Annotated in this window: 26 protein-coding genes and 1 tRNA gene; 18 read left to right on the top strand and 9 right to left on the bottom strand. The window is 60.9% G+C overall.

Annotation, left to right across the window (positions count from 1 at the left end; translation table 11 throughout):
- Positions 1-563: 563 nt before the first annotated feature.
- Positions 564-638, bottom strand: a tRNA-Asn gene (locus IVA95_RS30465).
- A 270-nt stretch (positions 639-908) separates the two neighbouring features.
- On the opposite strand from IVA95_RS30465, the gene IVA95_RS30460 reads away from it, so the two are divergent.
- From IVA95_RS30460 to IVA95_RS30435, 6 genes are all read left to right on the top strand, one after another.
- A complete protein-coding gene (locus IVA95_RS30460) occupies positions 909-1,106 on the top strand; it encodes a hypothetical protein (RefSeq protein WP_247513861.1) in 198 nt (65 codons plus the stop codon).
- Between the two features lie 143 nt (positions 1,107-1,249).
- Positions 1,250-1,915 carry a protein-L-isoaspartate O-methyltransferase gene (locus tag IVA95_RS30455; RefSeq protein WP_247513857.1) on the top strand — a complete coding sequence of 222 codons (666 nt, stop codon included), beginning with the start codon at positions 1,250-1,252 and terminating at the stop codon, positions 1,913-1,915.
- A 248-nt stretch (positions 1,916-2,163) separates the two neighbouring features.
- Positions 2,164-3,570, top strand: a complete 1,407-nt coding sequence (locus IVA95_RS30450; protein ID WP_247513856.1) for a TolC family outer membrane protein — start codon at positions 2,164-2,166, stop codon at positions 3,568-3,570.
- A gap of 319 nt (positions 3,571-3,889) precedes the next feature.
- Positions 3,890-4,582, top strand: a complete 693-nt coding sequence (locus IVA95_RS30445) for a DUF2497 domain-containing protein (RefSeq protein WP_247513855.1) — start codon at positions 3,890-3,892, stop codon at positions 4,580-4,582.
- Between the two features lie 248 nt (positions 4,583-4,830).
- Positions 4,831-7,695, top strand: coding sequence for a valine--tRNA ligase (locus tag IVA95_RS30440; RefSeq protein ID WP_247513854.1), 2,865 nt, complete (start codon positions 4,831-4,833; stop codon positions 7,693-7,695).
- A 147-nt stretch (positions 7,696-7,842) separates the two neighbouring features.
- On the top strand, positions 7,843-8,229 hold the full coding sequence (locus IVA95_RS30435) for a VOC family protein (RefSeq protein WP_247513853.1): 387 nt from the start codon (positions 7,843-7,845) through the stop codon (positions 8,227-8,229).
- A 280-nt stretch (positions 8,230-8,509) separates the two neighbouring features.
- On the opposite strand, the gene IVA95_RS30430 is transcribed toward IVA95_RS30435, so the two are convergent.
- Both IVA95_RS30430 and IVA95_RS30425 read right to left on the bottom strand, forming a co-directional pair.
- On the bottom strand, positions 8,510-10,816 hold the full coding sequence (locus IVA95_RS30430; RefSeq protein WP_247513852.1) for a carbohydrate-binding domain-containing protein: 2,307 nt from the start codon (positions 10,814-10,816) through the stop codon (positions 8,510-8,512).
- Between the two features lie 458 nt (positions 10,817-11,274).
- On the bottom strand, positions 11,275-11,610 hold the full coding sequence (locus tag IVA95_RS30425; RefSeq protein WP_247513851.1) for a hypothetical protein: 336 nt from the start codon (positions 11,608-11,610) through the stop codon (positions 11,275-11,277).
- Positions 11,611-11,691: 81 nt separating this feature from the next.
- Here IVA95_RS30425 and IVA95_RS30420 point away from each other — a divergent pair, with 81 nt between their 5' ends.
- From IVA95_RS30420 to IVA95_RS30410, 3 genes are all read left to right on the top strand, one after another.
- Positions 11,692-12,009 (top strand): metalloregulator ArsR/SmtB family transcription factor, encoded by a 318-nt coding sequence (locus IVA95_RS30420; protein WP_247513850.1) that lies wholly within the window; start codon positions 11,692-11,694, stop codon positions 12,007-12,009.
- Positions 12,006-12,491 carry an SRPBCC family protein gene (locus IVA95_RS30415; RefSeq protein WP_247513849.1) on the top strand — a complete coding sequence of 162 codons (486 nt, stop codon included), beginning with the start codon at positions 12,006-12,008 and terminating at the stop codon, positions 12,489-12,491. Before IVA95_RS30420 ends, IVA95_RS30415 begins: the two co-directional genes overlap by 4 nt.
- 708 nt (positions 12,492-13,199) lie before the next feature.
- Positions 13,200-14,570 (top strand): transposase, encoded by a 1,371-nt coding sequence (locus IVA95_RS30410; RefSeq protein ID WP_247513848.1) that lies wholly within the window; start codon positions 13,200-13,202, stop codon positions 14,568-14,570.
- A 131-nt stretch (positions 14,571-14,701) separates the two neighbouring features.
- On the opposite strand, the gene IVA95_RS30405 is transcribed toward IVA95_RS30410, so the two are convergent.
- The 3 genes from IVA95_RS30405 to IVA95_RS30395 all read right to left on the bottom strand — a co-directional run bounded on the left by IVA95_RS30405 (position 14,702) and on the right by IVA95_RS30395 (position 17,505).
- On the bottom strand, positions 14,702-15,613 hold the full coding sequence (locus IVA95_RS30405) for an alpha/beta hydrolase (RefSeq protein WP_247513847.1): 912 nt from the start codon (positions 15,611-15,613) through the stop codon (positions 14,702-14,704).
- A gap of 235 nt (positions 15,614-15,848) precedes the next feature.
- Complete coding sequence (locus IVA95_RS30400) at positions 15,849-16,691, bottom strand: class I SAM-dependent methyltransferase (protein ID WP_247513846.1); 843 nt, start codon at positions 16,689-16,691, stop codon at positions 15,849-15,851.
- A complete protein-coding gene (locus IVA95_RS30395; protein ID WP_247513845.1) occupies positions 16,684-17,505 on the bottom strand; it encodes a tripartite tricarboxylate transporter substrate-binding protein in 822 nt (273 codons plus the stop codon). Before IVA95_RS30395 ends, IVA95_RS30400 begins: the two co-directional genes overlap by 8 nt.
- A 274-nt stretch (positions 17,506-17,779) precedes the next feature.
- On the opposite strand from IVA95_RS30395, the gene IVA95_RS30390 reads away from it, so the two are divergent.
- Positions 17,780-18,745, top strand: a complete 966-nt coding sequence (locus tag IVA95_RS30390) for a LysR family transcriptional regulator (protein ID WP_247513844.1) — start codon at positions 17,780-17,782, stop codon at positions 18,743-18,745.
- Between the two features lie 299 nt (positions 18,746-19,044).
- Positions 19,045-19,176, top strand: a complete 132-nt coding sequence (locus tag IVA95_RS38885; protein ID WP_256470315.1) for a hypothetical protein — start codon at positions 19,045-19,047, stop codon at positions 19,174-19,176.
- Positions 19,177-19,450: 274 nt separating this feature from the next.
- On the opposite strand, the gene IVA95_RS30385 is transcribed toward IVA95_RS38885, so the two are convergent.
- Positions 19,451-19,648: an AlpA family phage regulatory protein gene (locus IVA95_RS30385; protein ID WP_247513843.1), complete on the bottom strand. Its 198-nt coding sequence runs from the start codon at positions 19,646-19,648 to the stop codon at positions 19,451-19,453.
- A gap of 1,288 nt (positions 19,649-20,936) precedes the next feature.
- On the opposite strand from IVA95_RS30385, the gene IVA95_RS30380 reads away from it, so the two are divergent.
- The 7 genes from IVA95_RS30380 (at position 20,937) to IVA95_RS30350 (ending at position 23,899) form a co-directional block, all read left to right on the top strand.
- Positions 20,937-21,362, top strand: a complete 426-nt coding sequence (locus IVA95_RS30380) for a hypothetical protein (protein ID WP_247513842.1) — start codon at positions 20,937-20,939, stop codon at positions 21,360-21,362.
- Between the two features lie 127 nt (positions 21,363-21,489).
- Positions 21,490-21,744, top strand: coding sequence for a hypothetical protein (locus tag IVA95_RS30375; protein WP_247513841.1), 255 nt, complete (start codon positions 21,490-21,492; stop codon positions 21,742-21,744).
- A gap of 451 nt (positions 21,745-22,195) precedes the next feature.
- Positions 22,196-22,471 carry a hypothetical protein gene (locus IVA95_RS30370; RefSeq protein WP_247513840.1) on the top strand — a complete coding sequence of 92 codons (276 nt, stop codon included), beginning with the start codon at positions 22,196-22,198 and terminating at the stop codon, positions 22,469-22,471.
- Between the two features lie 397 nt (positions 22,472-22,868).
- On the top strand, positions 22,869-23,087 hold the full coding sequence (locus IVA95_RS30365) for a DUF6876 family protein (protein ID WP_247513839.1): 219 nt from the start codon (positions 22,869-22,871) through the stop codon (positions 23,085-23,087).
- Entirely contained in the window at positions 23,080-23,232 is a 153-nt protein-coding gene (locus tag IVA95_RS30360) for a DUF6876 family protein (RefSeq protein ID WP_247513838.1), read from the top strand. The genes IVA95_RS30365 and IVA95_RS30360 overlap by 8 nt, the downstream gene beginning before the upstream one ends.
- 72 nt (positions 23,233-23,304) lie before the next feature.
- The gene (locus IVA95_RS30355; protein ID WP_247513837.1) at positions 23,305-23,568 is read left to right on the top strand and encodes a hypothetical protein; all 264 of its coding nucleotides are present in this window, start codon (positions 23,305-23,307) and stop codon (positions 23,566-23,568) included.
- 28 nt (positions 23,569-23,596) lie between these two features.
- Positions 23,597-23,899, top strand: a complete 303-nt coding sequence (locus tag IVA95_RS30350; RefSeq protein ID WP_346658079.1) for a tripartite tricarboxylate transporter substrate-binding protein — start codon at positions 23,597-23,599, stop codon at positions 23,897-23,899.
- 81 nt (positions 23,900-23,980) lie between these two features.
- Here the strand turns inward: IVA95_RS30350 and IVA95_RS30345 are convergent, their stop codons facing one another.
- On the bottom strand, positions 23,981-24,487 hold the full coding sequence (locus IVA95_RS30345; protein ID WP_247513835.1) for a hypothetical protein: 507 nt from the start codon (positions 24,485-24,487) through the stop codon (positions 23,981-23,983).
- 7 nt (positions 24,488-24,494) lie between these two features.
- Positions 24,495-24,761, bottom strand: coding sequence for a hypothetical protein (locus tag IVA95_RS30340; RefSeq protein WP_247513834.1), 267 nt, complete (start codon positions 24,759-24,761; stop codon positions 24,495-24,497).
- Between the last annotated feature and the right edge of the window lie 203 nt (positions 24,762-24,964).

Below are 24,964 nucleotides of genomic sequence, written 5' to 3'. Positions count from 1 at the left end.
GTGTTATGACATTCACATCACCACGCCCGAAGGACGAGACTACCATTCCTCTGAGTTTGCAGATCTACCTCGCACGCCCGTTGCGCGGCGATCATCTCGCCGTCCCGGATCGAAGGGCAGCGAACCCGCTAGATGGGTTGTGATTGCAGCTAAGAAAACGGCCCGGCCTTAGCGCCGGGCCTTTTTCATGGGCAGCAATGGAAACGTTGGCTGATCGCATCCAGGCGCGCGGCGGTGCGGCGGGACGGGTGAAAGCTGTATAAGTCGTTCAACGCTCAAGGCAGGCGAAGCGACCAACCACTTAGTGAGGGTGCCCACACAAAGTTGTCACAGCAAGAAGTGGCGCGGAGTGTTGGGATATCGAAGCACCAGCAGGTCCAAGCTATCCGCGTCGCTAACGTCCCGGAACAAAGGTCCGAAGCCGGTATTTCGCGACGGTCCTGGCTCGCGGCCGATATGGAATGCACCACCCCGCTACACGCAAGTGGCCCCCAATGTGGCCCGATACTAAAAAAGCGCCTTTCGGCGCCATTTGGTTTCGGGGGCAACTATTTGAATTCGTTTGGCTCCCCGGGCTGGATTCGAACCAGCGACCATTCGATTAACAGTCGAATGCTCTACCGCTGAGCTACCGAGGAATAGGCGAAACAAGGTTCGCGAGGGGGCAGCGTATAACAAAGCCTTTCGGGCTTGCAAAGGACCAAATCACAGGCTGCGCATTCGCTTGAAGCGGGGCCGGAAAGTCCCCGCACTACAACGATTTGTCGCCGCTTTCGTCCTCCGGGCAGACGGCGGACGGAACCGGGCGCGGGCAATTGCGTCATCTATAGGGGCCCTGGACCGGGCCGCCAATTCGACTCAATCGGCCCGGAGCCTCCGTGGTGCCGGGTTTCACGGGAGCTGATTCGATGCCACCCATTGTGACCGAACTGACACGTGCGGCGCCTCCGATCGTTCCGAGCGACATTCCCGCCATGACCGACGACGAATGCCTGCTTCGGCTCGCGCAAGCCGTTGCAGAACACGATAACGAACATCTGGATGATAACGAACATCTGGATGAGGTGGCGCGGCTGATCGCCCGATTAGCCGTCACGATAGAGTAGCGAGAGCAGCGGCTTTACCCGGGACCGGCGGCAGTGGCTCGCAACAGGCGCCCGCATGTTGCGTTTTGCCGAAGCTTGTACCAAAGATGGCCCCGGTTTCAGCTCCCCGGCGGCAACGCCGCATGCTTTCAGGGTCTTCGCCTATGTCCGGTTTTGCGACCGCGCGCCAGAAAATGGTCGATGGTCAGGTGCGTCCGAGCGATGTGACCGATATCCGAATTATCGATGCCATGCTGGCGGTGCCGCGCGAGGCCTTTGTTCCCGAAAACAAGCAGGCGCTGGCCTATCTGGATCTCGATCTCGACGTCAGCGAAGGGGGCTCAGCCAAGCGCTTCCTGATCAAGCCGGCGGTGCTGGCGAAGATGCTGCAGGCGGCCGAGATCAGGCAGACCGATCGCGTCCTCGTGGTCGGCTGCGCTACCGGTTACGCCGCCGCCGTGATCGCCCGATTCGCTACCCAAGTGGCCGCGACGGAGAGCGATTCGGCGCTGGCGGCGAGGGCACAGGCGATTCTGGCCGCCAATGGCTATGGAAACGTGACGGTTCGGACCGCGGCGCCGGCCGATGGAGACCCGGCGAACGGGCCTTGGGACGTCATCGTGTTGAACGGCGCAACCGAGATCGTGCCAGAACGGCTCTACGGGCAATTGCAGAATGGTGGCCGATTGGTAGGCGTTTTTGCGACGTTGCTGCCCGCGCGGGCCACCATGGTGACCTGTTGGCACGGCGATTTCGGTCACCGGACGCTTTTCGATGCCGTTGCCCCGGTGCTGCCCGGCATGGAACTTGTTCCGGCCTTCGTTTTCTAGCCTTTCAGCCGTTTCCGGGCCCAATAATCGCCCGCCGTGGCCAGCTAAATCCTCTTCGAAATCAGAAGTGTGGCCCGATTGCCCCACGTGAAGAGTTTCGACGGGGTTTGCTTGCTGGGGTGTTCCGTCCAGCCTACGTGCGGAATAAGGTGAGCCGGGACTCACTTCGAGTGAAGCGACGTTCGGTTAATAATCATGTGTGATCATGATCTTTGGCCGGGCGGACCAAAATGATTGGATTGCTTGGGATGCGTGGGGTGAAGGCATTTACCGGGGCTGCGGCTTCGGCCTTTCTATTTGTGTGCTTGGGCCCGATGCCCGTCCTGGCCGACACGATTGAGGCGGCCTTGGTGCGCGCCTATCAGAACAATCCGCAGCTCAACGCGCAGCGCGCGCAGGTGCGCATCACCGACGAGAACGTGCCGCAGGCGCTGTCGGGCTATCGTCCCCGGGTTTCGGTCACCGCAAGCGCGGGCGTCCAGTATATAGACGCGCTGAGCACGCAGGGCGGCACCCCTACCAATCTCGTGAGAACCCCTATTACCGGAGCCAATGCGCCGCGCAGCATCGGTGGGACCATCACGCAGACGCTGTTCAACGGTCAGCAGACCGCGAACAGGACCAGGGCGGCGGAGGGCCAGGTTTCCGGCGCGCGCGAGGCCCTGCGGGCACTTGAGTCGACCGTCTTGCTCAGTGCCGCGACCATCTACATGGACTATCTGCGCGATTCGGCGATCGTCGAGGTGCAGAAGAGTAACGTTCGCGTGCTGGAGCAGACGCTGAAACAGACGCGCGACCGCTTCAATGTCGGCGAAGTCACGCGCACCGACGTTGCGCAATCGGAAGCGCAACTCGCCGCCGGCAGGACGCAGCTCCTGACCGCGGAAGCCAATCTGACGACAACGCGCTCGAACTTCCGCCGCATCATCGGCAACGAACCGCAAGCGCTGGCGCCGGGCTCGCCGGTCGACCGCTTCCTGCCGTCGACGCTACCGGCCGCCGTCGAGCTCGGACTGATACAAAACCCGAATGTCACCGCGGCGATGTTCGGCATCGACGTCAGCTACCTCCAGGTCAAGGTCGCCGAAGGCGCGCTGCTGCCGACGCTCACGATTCAGGGCTCGGTCCAGCAGGCCTATGAGCAGAGCCTGATCCAGTACCGCTCGTTCGGCGCATCCGTGGTTACGCAGCTCACGGTGCCCATCTATCAGGGCGGCACTGAATATTCGCTGATCCGCCAGTCCAAAGAGACGGCGGCGCAACAACGTCTCGTGCTCGATCAGACCCGGGACCAGACCCGCGCCAACGTCGTTACGGCATGGGGGCAGCTCGTCGCCGGTAAGGCGCAAGTGGCTTCCGCCCAAGCGCAGGTGCAGGCGTCCGAGATTGCGCTGAACGGCGTGCGCGAGGAAGCCAAGGCCGGACAGCGCACCACGCTCGACGTGCTGAACGCGCAGCAAGCGCTGGTCAATGCGCGCGTTGCGCTGGTCACTGCGCAGCATGATCGCGTGGTGGCGTCATATTCCGTGCTGGACAAGATTGGACGGCTGACGCCGCAGGTGCTCAACCTGCCCACCACGATCTACGACCCGAGCGTGCACTATCATCAGGTGCGCGATAGCTGGGCTGGCGTTCGTACACCCGACGGCCGCTGACATCTGCGCATATTCCCGCGCAGGCGGGACGAATATCGTCGCCCGGCGCCTGAAGCGCCGGGCGCTTTGCTTGCAATCATTTGTGGCCATGACGTACCGTTTCCGGGGCGAGCTGAGCGATTCGCGGCCTGCGTCTTTGCATCTCACGGACGCGCGTCGGGTTGTGTTTTTGAGGGGAGCAGACCTCCCGCGCGATGTCGCGGGCGGGCTTGATCTGGGGACAAGTCAGGCTTGTGCGGTGAAAATCCCGGCCTGCATATCCGGAACCGGCAATTCCCTCTTGGCTTTGGTGTAAAATGGTTTCGATGTGGAGTCGGAGATGACGCAACCTGCAAAGGTCCAAGAGCCCTCGATGGAGGAGATTCTGGCGTCGATCCGTCGCATCATTGCCGACGACGAGGCAAAGCCTGCCGCTGCCAAGCCGGAGGCTGCGACGCCGCCACCGAAGCCGGTGATGAAGGACATCCCGCCGTCGGCCATTGCCCCCAAGCCGGCTGCTCCGAAGCCCGCGCCGGCCCCGCCGCCACCTGCACCCGCGCCTGAACCGGCCATTAACAACAGTCAGGACGACATCGACGCGATGCTGGCGAGCCTGGACGCAGCAACGCCCGAGGCGGAAATCAGGCCTGCGCAGCCGGAAGCCGACGTGTTCGAACTTACCGACGAGATGGCGGTGCCGGATCCGGCGCCACCGAAAGCCTCCTTCAACAAGATCGAGCCGGAGGACGACATCGAGTTCAGCGAGTCCAACAGGGGTCGGCAGCCAGCCCACGAGCCGCCGTCGTTCGAAGCACCGCAGCAGCCGATCTTGTCGCGCTCGACCGTCTCCGCGGTCGAATCCGCCTTCAATTCGCTGGCCAATACCGTGCTGAGCAATAATGCGCGGACGCTGGAAGATCTGGTCAAGGAAATGCTGCGGCCGATGCTGAAATCCTGGCTCGATGACAATCTGCCGGGATTGGTGGAGCGGATCGTCAAAGCCGAAATCGAGCGGGTTTCGCGCGGGCGCTAGTTCGAGGCGGTTCGGGCGGACGCCGATCGGGATCCCCATTCCGACATTCAAACCGGCGTTATCGCGGCTTTCCGCTGTCCCGGACTGCGTTGTCAGGTTGACTTGAGGCGCTGCGGCGGCTTTCTAGGGGCCGGCCCGGGGCCGATCACATCAGAACCGGGCGCTACCACGTTGATTTGATGCGTATTCTCTAAGCAGACCGGCGACGGCTTGCTCGAGAACGCCCCCGACATTCCAATTGCAGTGCCATGATCGAAAAAAACTACCAGCCCGCCGATATCGAAAGCCGTATGTCACGGATCTGGGAGGAAAGCGGCGCGTTCAAGGCCGGCCGCCCGGAACGGAAAGATGCCGCGCCGTTCACGATCGTGATCCCGCCGCCCAACGTGACGGGCTCGCTGCATATGGGCCACGCGCTGAACAACACGCTGCAGGACATTCTCTGCCGCTTCGAGCGCATGCGCGGCCGCGACGTGCTGTGGCAGCCCGGCACCGACCATGCCGGCATCGCGACCCAGATGGTGGTCGAGCGGCAATTGATGGAACGGCAGGAGCCCGGCCGCCGCGACCTCGGCCGCGCCAAATTCCTCGAGCGCGTCTGGCAGTGGAAGGCGGAGAGCGGCGACACCATCGTCAATCAGTTGAAGCGCCTCGGCGCCTCCTGCGACTGGTCGCGCGAACGTTTTACGATGGACGAGGGGCTGTCGCGCGCGGTCGTGAAAGTGTTCGTCGAGCTGTATCGCGACGGCCTGATCTATAAAGACAAACGGCTGGTGAACTGGGATCCGAAGCTGCTCACTGCGATCTCTGATCTCGAAGTGCAGCAGGTCGAGGTCAAGGGCAGTCTCTGGTACCTGCGCTATCCGATCGCGGGCAAGACATTTAGCCCCGACGATCCCACGAGCTTCATCGCGGTCGCGACCACACGGCCCGAGACGATGCTCGGCGACACCGCTGTCGCGATTCATCCGGAGAACGAGCGGATCGGGCACCTGATCGGCCAGCACGTGATCCTGCCGCTGGTCGGCCGCCGCATCCCGATCATCGGCGACGACTACGCTGATCCCGAAAAGGGGTCGGGCGCGGTCAAGATCACGCCGGCGCACGATTTCAACGACTTCGAGGTCGGCAAGCGTCACGGCCTGCCGCAGATCAACGTGTTCGATCGCGAGGGCTGCATGGCGCTCGTCGACAACGAGGATTATCTGCGCGGATTGCCGGAAGGCGCGCTGATGCTCGCGGAAGAGTTGCACAATGTCGAGCGCTTCGCTGCGCGCAAGAAGATCGTGGCGCGGCTGGAAGATTTCGGCTTCGTGGAGAAGATCGAGCCCAACACGCACATGGTGCCGCATGGCGACCGCTCCGGCGTCATCATCGAGCCCTATCTGACCGACCAGTGGTATGTTGACGCCAAGACGATGGCGCAGCCGGCGATCGCGGCCGTGCGCTCGGGCGCTACCAGCTTCGTGCCGAAGAACTGGGAAAAGACCTATTTCGAATGGATGGAAAATATCCAGCCCTGGTGCATCTCGCGCCAGCTCTGGTGGGGCCACCAGATCCCGGCGTGGTACGGGCCTGACGGCAAGGTGTTCGTCGCCGAGACGGAAGAGGAAGCCGTCGGCAACGCGCTCGGATATTACGTCGAGCAGGAAGTCATTACGCCCGAGCAGGGGCGCGAGATGGCGCAGGACCCCGCCAAGCGCGAAGGTTTCATCACGCGTGACGAGGATGTGCTCGACACCTGGTTCTCATCCGGGCTCTGGCCGTTCTCGACGCTCGGCTGGCCCGACGACACGCCGGAAGTGAAGCGCTACTATCCCACCAACACGCTGGTCACCGGTTTCGACATCATCTTCTTCTGGGTTGCGCGGATGATGATGTTCGGCCTCCACTTCATGAAAGAAGTGCCTTTCTCGACGATCTACATCCACGCCCTCGTCCGGGACGAGAAGGGCGCCAAGATGTCAAAGTCGAAGGGCAACGTGATCGATCCCCTGCATCTCGTCGATAAATTCGGCGCTGACGCCTTGCGCTTCACGCTGTCAGCCATGGCCGCGCCAGGCCGCGACATCAAGCTCGCCGAGAGCCGGGTCGACGGCTATCGCAGCTTCGCGACCAAGCTCTGGAATGCCTCTCGCTTCGCCGAGATGAACGGAGCCGCGCTGACGGAAGGCTTCGAGCCGACGAAGGTGAAGGAAACGCTGAACCGCTGGATCATGCACGAGACCGCGCTTGCGACTCGCGAGGTCACCGAGGCGATCGAGGCCTACCGGTTCAACGACGCGGCTGGGGCGATTTACCGTTTCGTCTGGAACGTGTTCTGCGACTGGTATGTCGAGCTGACGAAGCCGCTGCTGATGGGCGAGGACGGACCTGCAAAGGCCGAGACCCGCGCCATGATCGCGTGGGTGAGGGACGAGATCCTGAAACTCTTGCATCCCTTCATGCCCTTCATCACGGAGGAATTGTGGGCGTTGACAGCCCGGCGTGAACAACTGCTCGTGCTAACGCCATGGCCGCGCAAGGCCGGCGCGCTCACGGCTGACCAACTCGCGACGTCGATGGCGTTTCCGGATGCCTCGTCGATTCCACCGGCGCTGCTTGTGCCGGAGACGGAGGAATTCAGCGATCCCGAGGCCGAAGCGGAGATTGGCTGGCTGGTCGACCTCGTCTCCGCGATTCGTTCGGTGAGGGCCGAAATGAATATCCAGCCGTCGACACTGACGCCGTTGGTGATCGTGGGCGCGTCGGCCGAAACGAAGGATCGCGCGCAGCGCTGGAACGACGTTGTCAGGCGCATGGCGCGGCTATCAGACGTGTCCCTGGCCGATGCCGCGCCGAACGGCGCGGTCCAGCTTCTGGTGCGCGGCGAGGTCGTGGCGCTGCCGCTCAAGGGCGTGATCGATCTGTCGGCCGAAAAGGCCCGGCTGGACAAGGCAATCGTCAAGGCCGACGCCGACATCAAGCGCGTCGACGCCAAGCTCGGCAACGAGAAATTCGTGGCCAACGCGCCCGAGGAGATCGTCGAGGAGGAAAAGGAAAAGCGCGAGGCGGCGGTGGCGCGCAAGGCAAAACTGCAGGAAGCGCTGGAGCGGTTGAAGAGGGCGTCGTAAAATAGGCGCGCCGAACTATCTCCGTCATCCTGAGGAGCGCGAAGCGCGTCTCGAAGGATGAGCGGCCCCGCTGGTGGCCGTCGCCCTTCGAGACGCCTGCTTTGCGGGCTCCTCAGGGTGACGGGTCACGAGGGCGCGGAGCTAGTCATGCTGGACCACGTCTCCATCACGGTTTCCGATTTCGCCGCCGCCGAACGCTTCTACGACGCGATCATGGCGGCGCTCGACGTCGTCAAGGTCGGCCGCAGCGACCGATGGCTCGGCTATGGCGAACGGGCTGACGCCGAGCATCCGGATCGCGTCTACCTCGCGATCTACCGGGGCGCGGAGCCGGACGAAGCCTCCGGTCGGCACTGGTGCTTCAAGGCGAAGTCGCGCAGCGAGGTCGATGCGTTCTGGCGCGCCGGCATCGCTGCCGGCGGCACCGATGACGGCCCGCCGGGCCTGCGTCATTACCACGCCGCCTATTACGGCGCCTTCCTGCGCGACCCTGATGGCAACAAGGTCGAGGCGGTGTGCCATCGCGCAGCCTAAAGCATGATGAAATTAGGTTTGATTGCGACCCCGAAGAAGGTGCGCTCCCTCTCCCGCTTGCGGGGAGGGCTGGGGTGGGGGTGTCTCCGCGGGCGACACTACCCGAGTGGAGAGAGCCCCCACCCGGCGCTTCGCGCCGACCTAAGAGCGAGCTTCGCTCGTCTCGACCCCGCAAGCGGGAGAGGTGAAGCGCGTCTGCGGCCAAATCGATCTAACCAAAAATCATCATGCTCTAGTCGCGCGATGATTGTCGGGATCAGGCGCTTCCCCTCGGTCGACCTCAGACGAACAGAAAATCGCTGGCGTGGAGCTGGCTCATCGTCTTGTTCTGAATCTCAATCGTAGTGTTGGCGTCGACCGTGATTACGACGCTGGTGCCAACCTCGGCCATGTGCGATTGGAGCGCGCTGAAGTCGGCAAACACGGTCTTGGCAAACTGAACGATGTCCTGCACGCCTTCGGTGTTCTGAAAATCGGTAACGGTGTCCTTGCCGAAGCCAGGGGCGAACACGAACGTATCGTTGCCGGTGCCGCCGGCTAGATAATCGTTCCCTGCGTTACCGGTCAGCCGATCGTTGCCGCTACCGCCGTAGAGGAACTCGTTGCCGGTGCCGCCCTGCAGGCTATCGTTGCCGTCGTCTCCGAACATTTGGGTTGCCGCCGGGCCGCCTTTGAGCTGGTCGTCGCCGGCGTTGGCGTGCATCGTATCCAGTCCGCCGCCGCCGGAGAGATAATCATTGCCGTCACCGCCGTTCATGACGTTCGCGACCCAGCCGCCATAGAGCTGGTCCTTGCCGCTGCCGCCGTCGAGCAGGGCGCCGGTATCGCCGGTGCTGGCCTTGATGATGTCGTTGCCGTCGTCGCCATAGAGCTGATCGGTGGCCGTGGTGATGCCGGCGCCGCTGTTGATCGTGTCGTCGTCCGCCCCACCACGGATTACATCTGCGCCGGGGCCGCCGTTGATGGTATCGTTGCCCGCACCGCCCTGGATCGTGTCCGTCCCGGCGCCCCCGTTGATCACGTCCTTGCCTGTTCCTCCCTCAAGGCTGTCATTGTCCGTCGACGAGCCGAAGAACAGGTCCTGGTGAGCAGTCATGTCATAGTGGATGGACTTGTTCTGGTAGAGATTCCACGTCCCCGGCGAACTCGGATTGACGCCTTCCGACACGGCAAGATGCTCGCCGTTGACGGTGATGTCCTTGATGTAAAGGTTGCGGTCGCCATTGGCGTTGGCGATATCGTTGATGAAGGCGAGATCGAGGCTGGAGACCGTAGCCGGGTTAGGGAACGTGAATGTGAAAGTCTGAAAACCCGATGGATCGGTCGCGCCGTGGAATTCGACCGTGCTGCCGATCTGCTGCCCGTTGATCAGGAGCTGCATTTTGGCGCCGACGCCGTCGACGACGGAGCTGTAGCCCGTCACCGTGACTGATGTCTGCGTGAGTTTCGGAATTGTATCGGGGCCGCCGGTAATGGTGTCGTCGCCCCCGTCTGCCTTGATCGTGTCGTTGCCGACCTCGCCCGACAGCACGTCATTGCCGCTGCCGACATCCATCAAATCGGCGGAGGGAGAACCCGTTACGGTTTGGCCGGGCGGCTGGTGCTGACCTCCGTACCATTCAGTAATCAACCCCTGTGCAGGCTTGCCTTCGGGCGAATAGCCGATCGGCGAATACTTGTTGTTCGTATCCCAGTTCCAGATCGACGCGCCCCTGAACCAGCTTCCGCCTTCCGATCCCCACACCTGAAAGAAGGCGTTGAAGGCATCGTATTGCTCCTGGACATCTTGCGTCGTGCTCTCGGCCCAGCCGCCGGGACTGATATTGGTTCCGTCGACACTGCGGTAGCCGGTTTCGGTGAAGAACACCTGCTTGTCGTACTGCAAGGCAAGGGAATGGAAGAAATCGACCGGCGACATGTGGTTCATCACCTTCGCCCAGTAGTCGTCGGTGGACATGTTGTTCCACGCATTGACCATCTCCTCGACGGTCGGGTCCGTTTTCGTCGTCAGCGGCGGATATGCATTGATTCCGATGACATCAACCTTGTCCCAAAAGCTGACATTGATGGCTTCGTCGGTTGCGGCCGCATAGGTGATCTCGCCGTGGAACACGGCGCGTACGGAATCGATGAGGTCGACCCAATAGCTTCGGTATTCAGGGCCGGAGAGCTTGCCCAGCTCATTGCCGATCACAAGCATGCTGACGCCTGCTTGTTCGGCGATTTCAGCCATACGAACCATGTGGTTCTTGTAGGAAGCAAAGAAGGCGGCGGGATCGCTCGGATTGAGCACGTATGCAAGCGAGCCATCGAGGGCCGAGACCATGGGCTTCAGCGTCACCGAAAGGCCGAGCGCCTGCGCATTTGCGATGGCCTGCAGAATATTGGCGTCGCTCTCGGTCTTGTTCGGATCGGCGAAGACGTCACTCGACGTCCTGGTTTGCATAAACAGCCGCGGAGCGAGTTCGATCGAGTTTGCATTGGTGCCCGCGATCGCCTGCATGGCGGCCCGCGCGGAACTGGCGACGAATGCGCCATTGTAGTTGGAGAGGAATCCAAATCCCTGAACAGGAAACACACCGGCCATCGTACAGCTCCTTTTCTTTTGAAGTTTCTGCTGTTTGGTGGCTCCGTGGTTTGCGCAGACCCATCACGCTGCGTGTTCCACGTATTCGACGCGGCACAATCTATGAGCACTTCACTCGCGCAAAGCGAAACAGCAGACCACACTTACGTGTTCAACGTGGGCGTGTCGTGACGAGATTGAGTCGATGTTGCGATTGTGGAAGGGGTGATGCTCGTTGTTAGCGCATCGTTACAGCTCGACTCAAATCGAAAGGGCTTGCTCAGGAACTTCGAGACCTTCACGCCGTAGCAAGCGCAGGATGAGCGAAGCGACATCCGGGTGTGGTCAATCCCGCATTTGCTGTGCTCGTGTGGGCTACTTGCCGAGGATGGCGTCATAGTCGCCAGTTCCGTCATCGCGAGCGGAGCGAAGCAATCCATTTTTCCGCTTGCCGGGAGATCATGCCGGTGACACTGCACTTAACTTTCGGACCCGTGCCTTGAGCAGGTTAGAGAAGGTCGGCCGATGGTCTCCGCGCCGCGTGGCCGCTCGATCGTGCCGCCGTCCACCTCTTCGGAAAGGAAGACCGAAAAATCGGGATAGCGCTCGCGGACCGGCGCGAGCGTCGTTATGTCGTCATCGCGCTCGCCGAGCTGTCCCTGCACGCTCGACCAGCGCCAGTCGCGCGCGCGGCTGACGAGACCGGCGCGCACTGGATTGAGCGATACGTAGCGAAGCGCCGCGGCGAGATGCTCTTCGTCCATAGCGACACATCCGAAACGCCCCTGCCGGAAATGGCCGGTGTTGTGGCGCACGTCGATGGTGAGCCCTCCTTGGGTTCGGCTCGCGTTGAAATGTGATTTGACAACACGTAAGCATTGGCTTACGCGTTAGCGATGGCTTACGCGAAGAGTGGGTGGACGGCGCTCGCTGACCCGACCAGGCGCACGATATTCGAGCGTCTGGTGGATCATCCGAGCTCGGTAGGTGGACTCGCGCGTGCCCTGCCGGTCAGCCGCCCCGCCGTCTCGCAGCACCTGAGGGTCTTGAAGGACGCCGGACTCGTGGTCGACGCGCCGGCCGGCAAACAGCGGATCTACCGCGTCGATCCCGCCGGGTTAGCTGCCCTTCGTGCGGAACTCGACCTGTTCTGGAGCAAGACGATGGCAGCCTACAAGACAGCCATCGAGCAACCACCGGAGGAGCGTAAATGAGCACTCAAGCAGCAATCACATCCGTCAAGCACGGTATCGTGGTGGAGGCGCCGATCGAGCGTGCATTCAAGGTATTCACCGAGGACTTTGGCCGTTTCAAACCCGCCGAGCACAACCTGCTGGGCGTGCCGATCGCCGAGACGGTATTCGAGCCTCGAGTTGGTGGCCATCTGTATGACCGCGGCATTGACGGCAGCCAATGCCGATGGGCGCGAGTGCTGGCTTACGAGCCGCCCAATCGAGTGCTCCTGAGCTGGAACATTAGCCCGCAATGGCAGATCGAGACCGATCCGAATAAGACCAGCGAGTGGGAAGTGCGATTTACCGCCGAGACGGCGCACCGGACACGCGTTGAGATCGAGCACCGACACCTGGAGCGCCACGGCGAGGGGTGGCAAAGCGTGCGCGATGGGGTTGCGGGTGATCAGGGTTGGCCGCTGTACCTGCAGCGCTTCGCTGATCTGTTAAGCCGTCCATCCTGACGGTCATCCCGCGTAATTTACGGTGATAGTGCAGTCCAGCACTGTCACCGTAATTCGCTTCAACGAGTTGTCTCTCGGAGTCAGCTCTTGCGTTGAAGATGCCGCAAATCAACCGATGGGGCAAATCAATTCGGATTTTCCGAAATCGTGTCAAGCCCCCGCGTCAAAAATATTCCGCTTCTCGGGCGACCCAAATCACCCGTAAAACTCCCGCCATCCCGTCCCGAGAAGAGGGGCGTTGGCCATCGTCACGAACGTTGGGACGGGTTGCGGTGGACGCGGCAGCGTCAGGCGCGAAAGGTGTTTGCAGGGCGATTATCCGTGAGCGAGCACGGCGCGCAGACGAACGGCGCTTAAACGCTTTCGCCAGAAGTTTGGTCGGCGGCACTGGCTGGCCGAATGGAGTGGCGAGGGAAGCTGCGTACGGCAAAACCGTGTGGTCCTGTAGTCCAGTACTTTTTTCGTTCGCAAGAGAACCGATAAAATGTAGGGAAGCCAAAGGCTTCGACGATACTGGTTGAGAAGGAAAGAGGCCAGTCGGGATGAGCCGGGCCCTAATAGGCCCTAGATCGTTCATCCCCTGAAAGCGGACGCCCGGCGCTCGCACGTGATCGTCCGCGAAGGGCCGATTTTGTTGCAAAAGTCGGTTGAGGGAGGCCACGAACCGTGATTCCGTTACGTTGACGCGAATCTCGGCGAGGTCGATCCATGATGGGCCGTCTGAAGAGTGACCAAGGTCAGCTGTTCTACGAGTTTCATCTTGGCGACGCGGTTCCGGACGATCATCTGGTGCGGAAGATCGATGCTGCTCTCGATCTCTCCTGGCTTCGCCGTGAACTAGCACCTCATTATTCGTCGATGGGTCGCCCGTCGATCGATCCGGAGCTGATGATCCGGATGCTGGTCGTGGGGTATGTGTTTGCGATCCGCTCGGAGCGGCTGATCTGCCGTGAAGTGCAGGTGAACCTTGCCTACCGCTGGTTCTGCAAGCTCGGGATCGAGGACGCTATCCCGGATCATTCGGCGTTTTCGCGCGCCCGCAACGAGCGTTTTCGCGAAGGAGATGTTTTCCGCCACATGTTCGAGCGGGTCGTTGAGGCGTGCATCGCGGCCGGTCTGGTTGGCGGCGAAGGCTTTGCGGTCGATGCGAGCCTGATCCAGGCAGATGCCAACAAGCAGCGCTCGATCGCGGGGCAGGATTGGCGCAGGAATCGCGATCCGGCGAGGTCCAGCCGCGCGGTGAAGGAGTATCTGGCGACCCTCGACGATACGGCGTGGGGCGCCGCCAGCGACGTTGTGCCGAAGTTCGTCTCGCCATCCGATCCCGCCGCCCAGTGGACCGGCGCTCACAAGGGACCAGCATTCTTCGCTTATTCCGACAACTATCTCATCGACGTGAAGTTCGGCGTCATCGTTGACGTCGAGGCCTCCCGCTCCATTCGGCAGGCCGAGGTCGGCGCGGCAAAGACCATGATTGAGCGAACGGAGGAGCGCTTCGGCCTTAAGCCGGAGCGGCTTGTCGGGGATACCGCTTACGGGGCAGCTCCGATGCTGAACTGGTTGGTCGAGGAGAAAGGCATCTCGCCCCATATCCCCGTGTTCGACAAGTCGAAGCGGGACGATGGCACCTTCTCGCGCAGCGACTTTCGATATGATCCGACCAGCAACGTCTACCACTGCCCGGGCGGAAAGCGGCTCGGAACGAGCGGCACCGTGCACGAGGGCAAGACGCTTCTGTATCGTGCCAGCAAGCTTGACTGCGATGTATGCCCGCTCAAACCGCAGTGCTGCCCAAAAGAACCATCACGCAAGATCCCGCGCGACATCCATGAACACGCCCGAGACGTTGCCCGGTCGCTCGCCGGCACCGAGGGCTTTGAGCAGTCGCGACATGAGCGCAAGAAGATCGAGATGCGCTTCGCGCACTTGAAGCGCATCCTCAAGCTCGGCCGGCTTCGACTGCGTGGTCCACGAGGCGCCCAGGACGAATTTGTTCTGGCTGCCATCGCCCAGAACCTCCGACGGCTCGCATCGCTAGTTGCGCGACCGCCACCCGCTCCGGCTCTGTGTATTGCGTAGCGTAAAAGTTGCGTAGGGAGCGTCGGGGTCGGGGGCAAACCCCATCGCCCTAAATGAACTGGGCGAATGACATCATCATCACAGCCGACTTTTGCAACAAAATCGGCCAGAAAGGGACATTCAGTGATCAGTCATTGGCCGAAAGCGGCATCGAGAAACTTGAAAGTCGGAAGCATCTGCGTGGCCATGAAGGCAGGATCCTCATGATGGGCGCCCGGCAAAATCGTGAGGGTAGACTTCGCCCCTTTCTTTAGCAGGTCGTCGTTGAGCCGGATCGCTTGGACTCCGGGAACGCTGGTGTCCGCATCGCCGTTGGCGATCAAGATTGGCGGGATGACTTTTGCAGCAGTAATGTAGTGAGCAATACTCAACCCCCTGACCTCGATAGCCCCGTACCAGATGACGGCGGCCTGGACGGCGCTGGAGATATCAGAGTTACCAAGGGCCGGATCGTCGAAGACAGTGGGTTCGTGTCCGGTTAAAGCCAACATCGCGGCGATGAAGCCTCCGGCTGAATTGCCCCAGACCGCGAATTTCTCAGGATCAAGACCATACTTCGCTGCGTTGGCACGAAGAAAGCGCAGGGCGGCCTTGCCGTCTTGAACCGCGGGAAGGGCGTAGTCGACAAACGCGTCGCCGGGGCGGCGAAGGAGGCGGTAATTGAGACTCACGACCGCATAGCCTTTGCGGGTCAGCGCGGCGACATCCGGGACCTGGATTTGATAAGGCCCATCGGGTCCTTTTGGTGTGGGTGGGGGGCCGAAATTGCGTCGTGGCATGGAGTGCTTGTCGCCGACTCGGAACGCGCCGCCGTGAATCCAAATCACTACTGGGGCCGGCCTGTCCTGGGCCGCCGGCAAATACAGGTCGAGCTTCTGCGACGGCGACAGGGTGGCATAAGAAATATCGTAAAATGTGGGCTCGATCGGCTGTGAATATTGATAGGCCGAGGAATCGGACGAGGCTCCCTGGCCAAAGGCCGGACCCACGGGCAGACCTGAGACCAGTATTGTTGCTACAAGCACGCTTAATCTGACGTCCACGAAGAACCTCCATCCAAGTGGTGACGAAAGGTGATCTCACCCGATGTTGAACGACAGTATTGATAGATCGCGACCAATGTGGCAATCGGCGGATGTCCGCATCGGGTCACAAGCGGCGGTAGGAAGCGGTGCGATGAGAGGTCCGGTCTAGCCGTCACAGCGGACGTGCGGGAGACTTCGAGCTTCTTCAGCTCAGGGCCAAGTGCGGAATTGAGACGGCCCAAGACCGGTATGCTCACCCGGGTGCTTGTCCGCTGACTGCGTGCGCTCGCGCAGAGTACTCAACGGTGCCGTCGCCGCGAAGTACCTTCGTCCGAACAGCCTGGATCAATCTCGTTCGGTCGCTCATCTGCAACTTGGCAATACTCTTGGCAATGGGACTGAAGCTTGGGGTTTGCGTTGCCCAAAAATCATCAAAATCAGCGAACCGCATTGTGACGTCGATCGAGTTGGTTACGACCCCTTCCAATCCGGCACGCTCGAATAATGTCTTCAGCGCAGTGAGACCGGTGTTTCCAGCGCCCGGCGCCGGCGGGACTGAAGCGCCCAGTTGGCGCAATCCAAGGCGCAGCGGCCAGGACGGGGAAAGTTCGGTTGCGAAATCCCAGACATAGCCGCCGATGGCCCCGCCTCTGCGCGCAACCCGCATCATTTCCGACAGGGCTTGGGCCGGATCGGGGATGAAGTTCAAAACCAGGCCGGAGGCAACAATGTCGAACGTACAATCGGCAAAGGGCAGCGCTCGGGCATCTGCGACCTTGAAATGAGCTCGATCTGCCACAGGCCCTCGGCGTGCGTGATCGATCTGTGCCTGCTCTGGATCGATCGCAAAGACCGAGGCAGGCGAGCACATATTGACGACCAATTCAGTGAAGCTGCCGGTGCCGCAACCAACGTCGAGCCAACGCGCACCCGGAGGCGGCGCGATCCAGTCGAGGAACACCTTACCTGCGCCACGGCTCCAGCGACCCATGAAGCGCTCGTAGCCAACTCCATCATCAAATCGATATGCAGCCTCTATCTCGGGTATGGTCAAACTGCCTTCCGATGCGCTGTGGTCGTCGTTCTTCTTAGTCAACCTTGATGCCGATGGCTTTGACTAGCGCAGCATTGACTGCGATTTCCTTCCGGACATAGGCGTCGAACTCCGATGGCGTCATGGAGATCGGGTCGACTCCCAGTGCGGACAGCTTTGCCGCCACTTTGGAGCTCTGCAGCGCCGCGAGCGTCTCGGTAGACAATTTTTCGACGATGTCGCGCGGCGTATTCGCCGGCAGGAAAACGCCGATCCAGATCGGATATTCGGCGTCGGCAAAGCCGGCTTCCAGCGTCGTTGGTACGTCTGGCAGGGTAGTCGAGCGCTTGACACCATTCACTGCGAGCGCAGTGAGCTTGCCGTCCCGAACGAGGGGCAAAACAAGCCCGACCGGACCGAAAAAGAAGTCGACTCGACCGGCCATCACCTCAGACATGGCCTCCGCGCCGCCTCGGAACGGAATGTGCAACGCATCGATGCCCGCGCTGATACGGAACCGTTCGGCGCTCAGGTGGGTTGCGGTGCCAACGCCCACCGACGAAAAGGTCAAGGCGCCGGGCTTTGCTTTGGCGGCCGCCACGAGATCGCCTGCTGTCTTGAAGCCCTTTTGCGGTGATACAACCAGCACGCCCGCCAAAGTACCCAAGGAGATCACGGCGGCAAAATCGCGCGCCGGATCGTAGCTGAGGTTCGGATAAAGGGATGGTGCGATTGTGTGGGCGTTTGAGTTGACGAGCAGGGTGTAGCCGTCGGGATCAGCCTTGGCGACAAAACCCGCTCCGATCGTTCCTCCCGCGCCACTGCGGTTTTCGACGACGATCCCGTGCCCGAGCTGAGAGGAGAGCTGCTCGAACACCACGCGCGGAATGATATCGGTCGTGCTGCCGGCACCGAACGGGACAATGGCCCGCAATGGCTTGGTCGGCCAAGTCTGAGCATTGACAGCGGATACGAACGCCAAGCTCATCCCTGCAACTAGCACTGGCCAAATGGGCTTCATGGGACCCTCCCTAGGCGTGAGGATTAAGGGACGTCGTGGCCACGATCAGGTCAGTGTGCCGAAGCCCTTGCCGGACGTCCAATGTTAGTTTCCACTAGCCATCTATGCCGAACCGGCATAAGCAGACAGAATGGATCTGCGACACGCACGAACCTTCGTAGCCGTCGCCGAGCTCGGCACCGTATCGAGGGCCGCGCTGCGGTTGCATATCGCCCAGCCCGCTCTTTCGCGGCAAATCACCGCTCTCGAACACGAACTTGGCCTAAAGCTTTTTGACCGGATCGGCCGCCGGCTGGTGTTGACTGGCGAAGGAGAACAGCTGCTCAGTGATTGCCGAGTTCTCCTGAACTACGCCAGTGCAATCGATGAGCGCGCTCAATTGCTCAAGCGCGGCGACACCGGCGTGCTCAAGGTTGGTGCCTCGCCCCAGCACATCGAGAGTGTGCTATCAACTTTTCTGCATCTATATGCCCAGCGCTATCCGAACGTGCAAATCAAGCTGATCGAAGCTGCCGGCCTCTGCACCATGAAAATGCTGGAGCGCGGCGAGATCCATCTCGGACAAAATCTCGCTCACATCGTCGACCCCAATGATCAACGGTTAGCCAGCCTGTCGCTGCAGCATGTTGATCTGCTTGCGGCATGCCATCCGTCGGTGATGCTAAGCAAGACGCGCACGATCGAGATCAGCAAGCTTGCACCCTATCCGTTGCTCCTTCTGAATTCGAGTTTTGTGGTCCGGAAATCCTTTGATGCTGCGTGCCGCCTCGCCAATCTCAAACCAAACATATTCCTGGAAAGCCACACGCCACACACCCTGCTTGCGCTGGCCGAAGCCGGGCATGGGGTCGCGATCATTCCGTCACAGTTGAGAATTCGGCACCACAAACTGCGGATCGTCGGCGTGGCGTACCGGGGCAAACCACTACGTGAAGGAATGGTGATTCTATGGAACAGACGGCGTCCGCTCCCGGGCTATGCCAAAGCCTATTGTGAGATGCTCGCAAAGCATGTGCGGGAGATATTCCCGATTACGCGACCGTCCGATCCGCCTTTTGAAGCAGAGCATGTTCCGGTGTCCCGCAAGTCCCCCTGAAATGACTGTCGGCGGACTGTCTGCTGTGGGTCAAACCGGAATTCAGCCTCAACACCACTCGGTGTCCGGTTTAACCTCGACAGCGGACATGGTGCGTTTCATCCGGGCCGAACTTTGCCGCCCCCGGCACGGATCGAATTTGTCAACCGGGAGCCGCAGGCGGCCGGAAAGGCCAATCGACGTTCCATTGGAGAGGAGCGGAACGAAGCCGGCATCTCGGCTGCGCGTGGGCAAGCTTCGGAGTGCTCGGTTCAGCGGTTGCGATTGTCCTTTCCATCGCAAGATGGAATGGGCTCGGAATGGAAGCAGCGATGCCGGCCAAAATGGGCTCGCTCATGGATGTCGTTGCAATCGTGATCATCGCTACAGATACTAAGACGACGAGCACATCGGTCATGATGCGCCTCGAAAATTGCTTCGTCATGATTTGAGCCCTCACAACCGATAGATGGGCGTGCGCAGTTACAATCTAGTTCTTATGCAAATGGGTATGTGAACGGGAGTTTCGCTGCGCATAGCGGACCATCCCCTTAGTATGTCGCGGTGATCAATGATGTAGCAGCGATCCAGACCTAATAAGCTAGTTTGTTGAGTTTCAGGTGCGTCGAAACTAATGCGCCCAGAGGATGAGGCGCATTCTAAACCGGCGCTATGGTTGACGGTTAGGATCTATGTCGCCTAGCGACGACGAGGGCGCGCTTGGTGTTAGCGTTGGCGGCCCCGCCCTCGGCGCGGATCGAATTCATCCACGAGGTTCTGCCAAGCCACTATCTCGTCCTCGAACCAGACCCGACGGTTCGGCGAGATGTAGGTCGATCGCGGAAACCGGCCGGACTTCTCCATTCGGTAAAGCGTGGTGCGCCCGACCGGAACGATCGCAAGAACCTGCTTCTCGTTCAGCATGCGTCGAGGCCGAGGCTCGTCATCCGGTGCACTGTTTTTCGTCTCGCGGTCCCCGTTGCATCTCTTGCAGGTACGCATCAGGCACGGTTCGTATCCGTCGCGGGCCACCGAATAGAATTCAGTCTCCGGCCTTTCCTCATCGCACTTCGGGCAAACGCGCATCGCCAATTCTGTACGCATGACAGCCACCGCACGTCACCCGAGGATGATGATCCCGGGGACCACCGTCCAACTGATCTGGTTTGAGGAGCCGCTCGCTGGTCTCGGATGCGGGCAGTGACGCCGCTGGTCGCTAATGCTTGCGACCATCGCTGTGTAAATTTTTCTGCTTCGCTTCCAGTGTCAACATGGCGTCATAAAAAAGCCGGCAGAGAGGAACCGATCTGGCACAGGCGACGGCCTTGCACTCGATAAACGCGCAATCCCTTTGGAGAAAATTCGATTTACACAATTGGTGGGAGGAAGCCGCGATTTACACCGTGGCCAGAAAGCAAATCAGTGCATATCATTTTGTGTGATGGAGAACTGCTTCGCATTGATGAACTTGCGTCGTCGTCGAGGCACACCACTCTAATTGGGCGCGCCGCTGGACGGTTACGACGGTGGCGGTGGCGCGCGACAACGCAACACCACGGGGCCTGACCTCGTTGCAAAGCCCGGTCCGAAAGGCGCGGAGGGTGGTCAGCGCGGAGGGAGACATCCGCGATAAGTAGCGCGCCAACATGATCCGCACTCCCGCGCGATCATGGCCCGAAGCGACGGCATGGCTCCGGCCAACAGATCGCAAGGGCACGGACCAGCCCGACATTTATGCCGGGGCTGGTCGTCCTGTGCCCTTCGCTCAAGCATCCACCAACCAACAGTGAGAACAGGAAGGGGATCGACCAATTCGGAAAGGGCGCGTCGCATTCTCGCACGCGTCGCAAAAGGGCACCGACGGCGTCCCGTGACACCGTAATGCGACAAGCATAACCGTAATGCGACTAGCATAAACGTCAGGCCCATGCTCCCCCTCGCTCAATCCTGGCCCGTTCGCTGCGCCAAGTGCGGCCACACCGGCACGATCACCGCCGCGACGATCGATCTTGCATCAAAGCCGTTGCGCTGCGCTTCGTGCGGCCATCGGCAAGCGTTCGCGCCCGAGACAATTGTCCGCGCGCCGCGCCGGCCGAACGGGCGCAAGGCGAGAGCCGAACGGCGGGCGGCCTCTCTCGAGGCGGGCGGCCTCTCTTGAGAACTCTCAAGTGAGTACCAATCCGGTGCTGAATGATCGGCTGGACGATCTGATGTGGGCGAGGTGACGGTGACTGCGCCGGTCCGGATCGATCTCGCCTCGCTCTCGCCGGAGGATTTAGTCCGGCTACGTGAAATGCTGCGCACCCGTCCGGGGCAGCGGTCGCCGGAAACGCAGGCCGCGATCACAATGCAACATAGACTGATCGTTGAAGTGGCTCTCAACTTTTACATGGGAGTAGAAATCATCGCGCAGAATGTGTTCATCGCGATCTCGGCCGGTATCAAGCCACAGCATGGCAACGCTATCGCGCCGACCCCGAATGCCCCCATACCGATCCGCGCCTTCGACTGTTTTGGCAAATTCTCAAGACCGGAGTGCGGTATCTCAATCGCATTCTTTCTGGCAGGTTTTGAACTGAGCTACCCCGATTTCGTTGCAAACAGGATGTGCTTTCTTCGAGACGGCAACGATCAGTGAGGCACATCATGACGCCCAATTCCTTCCGAAACGATGCCGGCTTTACCACCGCTTCGTCAGCCTCGCCCTACGCGAGCGTCGTTACAGGACCCTACAAGCAATGATGGCGGTGCGGAGCGGTGACCCCATGGAAGTCCTGCCCGACAAGGCGCGCGAGAAGTACCGCGAGGTTGAGCAGAAGCGCGACGACGCCGGCATCCTCGTTCGGGTGATCGTCGAGGACGAGCAGCAATTGCGGCTCGATACTCAGCGACAGAGGAACAGGATCAAGGAGTTGCAATCTCCACGTGGCGATGGCGGCTTCGGTCTCGGCGATGACGCGCCACAGGTGGTTCAAGACCGGCGCAGGCTGGATGAAAAGCTCGACGAACGCGCCGCCTGACGGCGCGCCGCGACGATCGGGGCGTTATCTTCCAAAGAGCCGCAGAGTTGATCCGCAACATCGAGCAAGCCGTCGCCGCTCGTCCTGCCGGCTGTATCGGCCAGATGGTCAAGATCGATCCTCCGACCTTCAAAAGGGAGTATCCTAGACGCGATCGAGGGGCACCGTCGTCGCGGTTGCCAGTTGAAGGTTGATCTCCATAGCCTTCGCTCGCGGCCTCGGCCGTCCTCTATTGAAAAGGAAAACATGCGCGATCAAGTCGGACAGTCTGCCGATGGTGGCGCGCCCCCGGGCCGATCAAGCAATCGAGCATGGCGAGCCAATTTCGGTTGCAACCCGCAACTATCAAGTCCAAGTTCTCAACCCCGATCCAAGCGCGATCGGTTTTGTCGAGTTGCCCGATGGGCTGGCGATACTCGCATGGCTGCATCGGGACGCGCTAATTGCGGCATTGGACCGCGAAATCGACGAAGTCGCTAACGATCCGAACGCTTTGACGGACGAGCAGAGACGGAAGGCAGAGGTGGAAATTCTCGCCGATCTCCTGGCGATCGAGCGTAAAGAATGCGCGCTAGTTAAAACGGCTCAGTCGCAAGGACTGCCGGCCGACTATCGCGTCGATTGCGATCCGCGCGCGATCTTGGGCATCGAATGGGTCGCAGCGCCGCCGCCAGCCGTTCGCGAAGATGCGGGGCAAGCCAGCCTCACCCGACACATTGGTCCGTGACTTCCATGAATGCGCCGCTCGGTCGTTGAAGCATGGGCATGGCGGCGCGGCCCGACGGGTGGATGCGCTCCGGGCTCACCATGAGGAGCCGCGCGGCAAGGGCCGATGTGATCAGTTGGCCGCGCCCGGCGGCGCCGGTATCCGGCCCCGGCAGCGCGTTTTGGGCGCTCGCCCGGCCCGATCCGCCGGCCGCATTCTCGCCCACCAGTGGCGCCCTTAAGGGCGCCGTGGGCCCGCCATTAAGCTTTTGATCTTCTGCCATTATTTCCCTCGGGACGGGGCCAAAAGGATCTTCCAACCACCGACCAGTGGCCTAGTTCTGGGCCATTCCCCCGGGGGCTTTCGCCCATTTTCGCGCCGGCCGCCGGGGGCAAAGAAGAGAAAGGCGTATGTGGAAATGACGAAGCTAACGCCGGCCGATTTGGCCCACTTCACCGGCACCGCCGAATGGTATCGCCACGGTCTCAACCGGCGCATGCTCTACACGGACGGCGTGCAGTATCTCGCCGAGAAGGGCGGCGCGTATTGGCTGCTCGACAAGATCGCTTGCCTTCAAACTCGAACCGAAGATTGGGGCCGAGGAATTTCAGGTCTGGCGATTGCACGTCATGGATGACGGAAGCGCGCGCCTCGTTTGCGATGACGGCAACGATAAGGGCGCCGTGATCTATTCCGAGGACATCGACTTCACCGATTTCCCTCTCGATCAGATCACGATTTGGGTCGAGGGCAATGTCATCCTGCTGCCTAGTGAGCACTGATATGAACGTCGATAGGCCGATCGCGGAATACATGTCGCTGGCGGTCGCCGCGCTTTCGATGGGGATCAGCCGATGACATTCGACGCGATCGAGACCCGCGCGATCGAGGCGATCCGCCGCGCGGATCACTTCACCGCATCGCTGTTCCTCGGGCGCGGTCAATACCGTGTCGAGCGGCGGCCCACCGTTCTCGCGGCGATGCAAGCCGGCCGCGAGATCGAGCAAGACCCGGCGGCGCATACCCGCCGCGCGATCGTTTACGCCATAGCGCCAGATGGTCACGCTACTCTGTTGACCGCCGGGCTAATCGCAAAACTGCTTTCCCTCCAATCGTAAGGATGCCCGTTAAACAACGACACAGGCGGTGACAAGTGCAAGGCGCTCGGAGTTGCTACCGGACCTCCCGACGGTGGGCGATTTTGTGCCCGGGTACGAGACGAGCGCGTGGCAGGGTGTCGGCGCGCCTAAAAACACGCCCCTCGAAATCATCGACAGGCTCAACAAGGAGATCAATGCGGGTCTTGCTGATCCTAAGATTAAGGCGCGGGTTGCCGACATGGGCGGCACGGTGCTTGCGGGTTCGCCCGCCAACTTCGGGAAGCTCATCGCCGATGAGACCGAGAAGTGGGGCAAGGTGGTCAAGTTCTCCGGCGCCAAACCGGACTGATCCGGGGTAACCCGTCTTGATATTCCATAGTGACCCGTCAACGCGGGTGGGAGGAAAAGTTTCGTCCGGGGGCGGGTCGAACTAGCGCCGTCGCGCCGCGTCCCTGTCGCCCTTCCACGCCGAGAACGCCTTGAACGCTTCCAGCCTGACCTCCTCGCTTGGCGTGGCGTCGGGATGCAGCGCCTTCGCGATTAGACTGCTTGCCTTGAACGTCAGACCGCCCCCATTTGCGATCTCGTTGTTGTACCAGTCCCACATTTGACGAAGTTGGGATTGCAGCTCCGTGTTCTTCTCCTTGAGGCGGGCAATTTCGCTGATCGCCTTTGTCTGGGCAGACTTGGCGGCACTCTCCTGGCGAGCAAGCGCCGTTTCTAGGTCGAGTACGCGCTGGCGCAACAGGTCGTTCTCGGCCTGTGCTAGTGCCAGCTCCGCCTTGTTGGATGCGGCACGCAGTGTCTCGATGTCCTCGTCCCGCTTGTTGCCGATCGTAAACCATCCAGCCCTTGGCGCCCTGGCGAACCAAAAATCTGGATGGAGGAGAGCCGTGTCGCGCGTGTCGCGCTCCTTCATACCCCACGTATTGATCATCGGACCATCACCTCACTCCTTCGATCAGCGTCCTCAAGCCGGGCGCATCGTTCCCCCTTAGGAGCAAAACGCCAAGCGTTGCCAAGTAGTGTGGCAATTCGCAATCGGGACGGGCATTCATATTACTGACCAACGAGGCGACTGCGTCTTTAAGATCGCCTCGGTCGAGATAATCGAAGGCCCGTTGCTTACACCGCTCGACATATTCATCGCGCGGCATGTCAGTTGTCAGGAAACGTTCGATTTTCGCCTCCCAACCGATGACTGTTTCCAATCCAACAATGCAGGCTGGACGGAACAGACTTGAGCTGTCTGTTCGAAAAGAAACAAACAGACCCTCTTTTAGTCGCAGTGTGGGAATTAGGACACAAAGCCGAGCATTGCGAGCGCGCCTGTCCACGCAGCGCACACGGCAAAAGGGTCTTTGTTCGTGGGATGTCGCCCTTCGGTCACAACCGGTAAGGCTCGGAATGAGCA

Source organism: Bradyrhizobium sp. 157, from assembly GCF_023073815.1.
In the GTDB taxonomy this organism is placed as follows: Bacteria; Pseudomonadota; Alphaproteobacteria; order Rhizobiales; family Xanthobacteraceae; genus Bradyrhizobium.
Note: the sequence above shows the minus strand (reverse complement) of the source record. Positions and strands in the feature narration are given on the sequence as shown.

Excerpts from the sequence above, each read along its gene's own strand:
- IVA95_RS30360 (WP_247513838.1), top strand. The coding sequence starts at position 23,080 with ATGGATGACGGAAGCGCGCGCCTCGTTTGCGATGACGGCAACGATAAG.
- IVA95_RS30385 (WP_247513843.1), bottom strand. The coding sequence starts at position 19,648 with ATGCTGAACGAGAAGCAGGTTCTTGCGATCGTTCCGGTCGGGCGCACC.
- IVA95_RS30410 (WP_247513848.1), top strand. The coding sequence starts at position 13,200 with ATGATGGGCCGTCTGAAGAGTGACCAAGGTCAGCTGTTCTACGAGTTT.
- IVA95_RS30430 (WP_247513852.1), bottom strand. The coding sequence starts at position 10,816 with ATGGCCGGTGTGTTTCCTGTTCAGGGATTTGGATTCCTCTCCAACTAC.
- IVA95_RS30450 (WP_247513856.1), top strand. The coding sequence starts at position 2,164 with ATGCGTGGGGTGAAGGCATTTACCGGGGCTGCGGCTTCGGCCTTTCTA.
- IVA95_RS30390 (WP_247513844.1), top strand. The coding sequence starts at position 17,780 with ATGGATCTGCGACACGCACGAACCTTCGTAGCCGTCGCCGAGCTCGGC.
- IVA95_RS30355 (WP_247513837.1), top strand. The coding sequence starts at position 23,305 with ATGACATTCGACGCGATCGAGACCCGCGCGATCGAGGCGATCCGCCGC.
- IVA95_RS30375 (WP_247513841.1), top strand. The coding sequence starts at position 21,490 with ATGGAAGTCCTGCCCGACAAGGCGCGCGAGAAGTACCGCGAGGTTGAG.
- IVA95_RS30460 (WP_247513861.1), top strand. The coding sequence starts at position 909 with ATGCCACCCATTGTGACCGAACTGACACGTGCGGCGCCTCCGATCGTT.
- IVA95_RS38885 (WP_256470315.1), top strand. The coding sequence starts at position 19,045 with ATGGAAGCAGCGATGCCGGCCAAAATGGGCTCGCTCATGGATGTCGTT.
- IVA95_RS30345 (WP_247513835.1), bottom strand. The coding sequence starts at position 24,487 with ATGATCAATACGTGGGGTATGAAGGAGCGCGACACGCGCGACACGGCT.
- IVA95_RS30435 (WP_247513853.1), top strand. The coding sequence starts at position 7,843 with ATGCTGGACCACGTCTCCATCACGGTTTCCGATTTCGCCGCCGCCGAA.
- IVA95_RS30420 (WP_247513850.1), top strand. The coding sequence starts at position 11,692 with ATGGCTTACGCGAAGAGTGGGTGGACGGCGCTCGCTGACCCGACCAGG.
- IVA95_RS30455 (WP_247513857.1), top strand. The coding sequence starts at position 1,250 with ATGTCCGGTTTTGCGACCGCGCGCCAGAAAATGGTCGATGGTCAGGTG.
- IVA95_RS30415 (WP_247513849.1), top strand. The coding sequence starts at position 12,006 with ATGAGCACTCAAGCAGCAATCACATCCGTCAAGCACGGTATCGTGGTG.
- IVA95_RS30445 (WP_247513855.1), top strand. The coding sequence starts at position 3,890 with ATGACGCAACCTGCAAAGGTCCAAGAGCCCTCGATGGAGGAGATTCTG.
- IVA95_RS30440 (WP_247513854.1), top strand. The coding sequence starts at position 4,831 with ATGATCGAAAAAAACTACCAGCCCGCCGATATCGAAAGCCGTATGTCA.
- IVA95_RS30365 (WP_247513839.1), top strand. The coding sequence starts at position 22,869 with ATGACGAAGCTAACGCCGGCCGATTTGGCCCACTTCACCGGCACCGCC.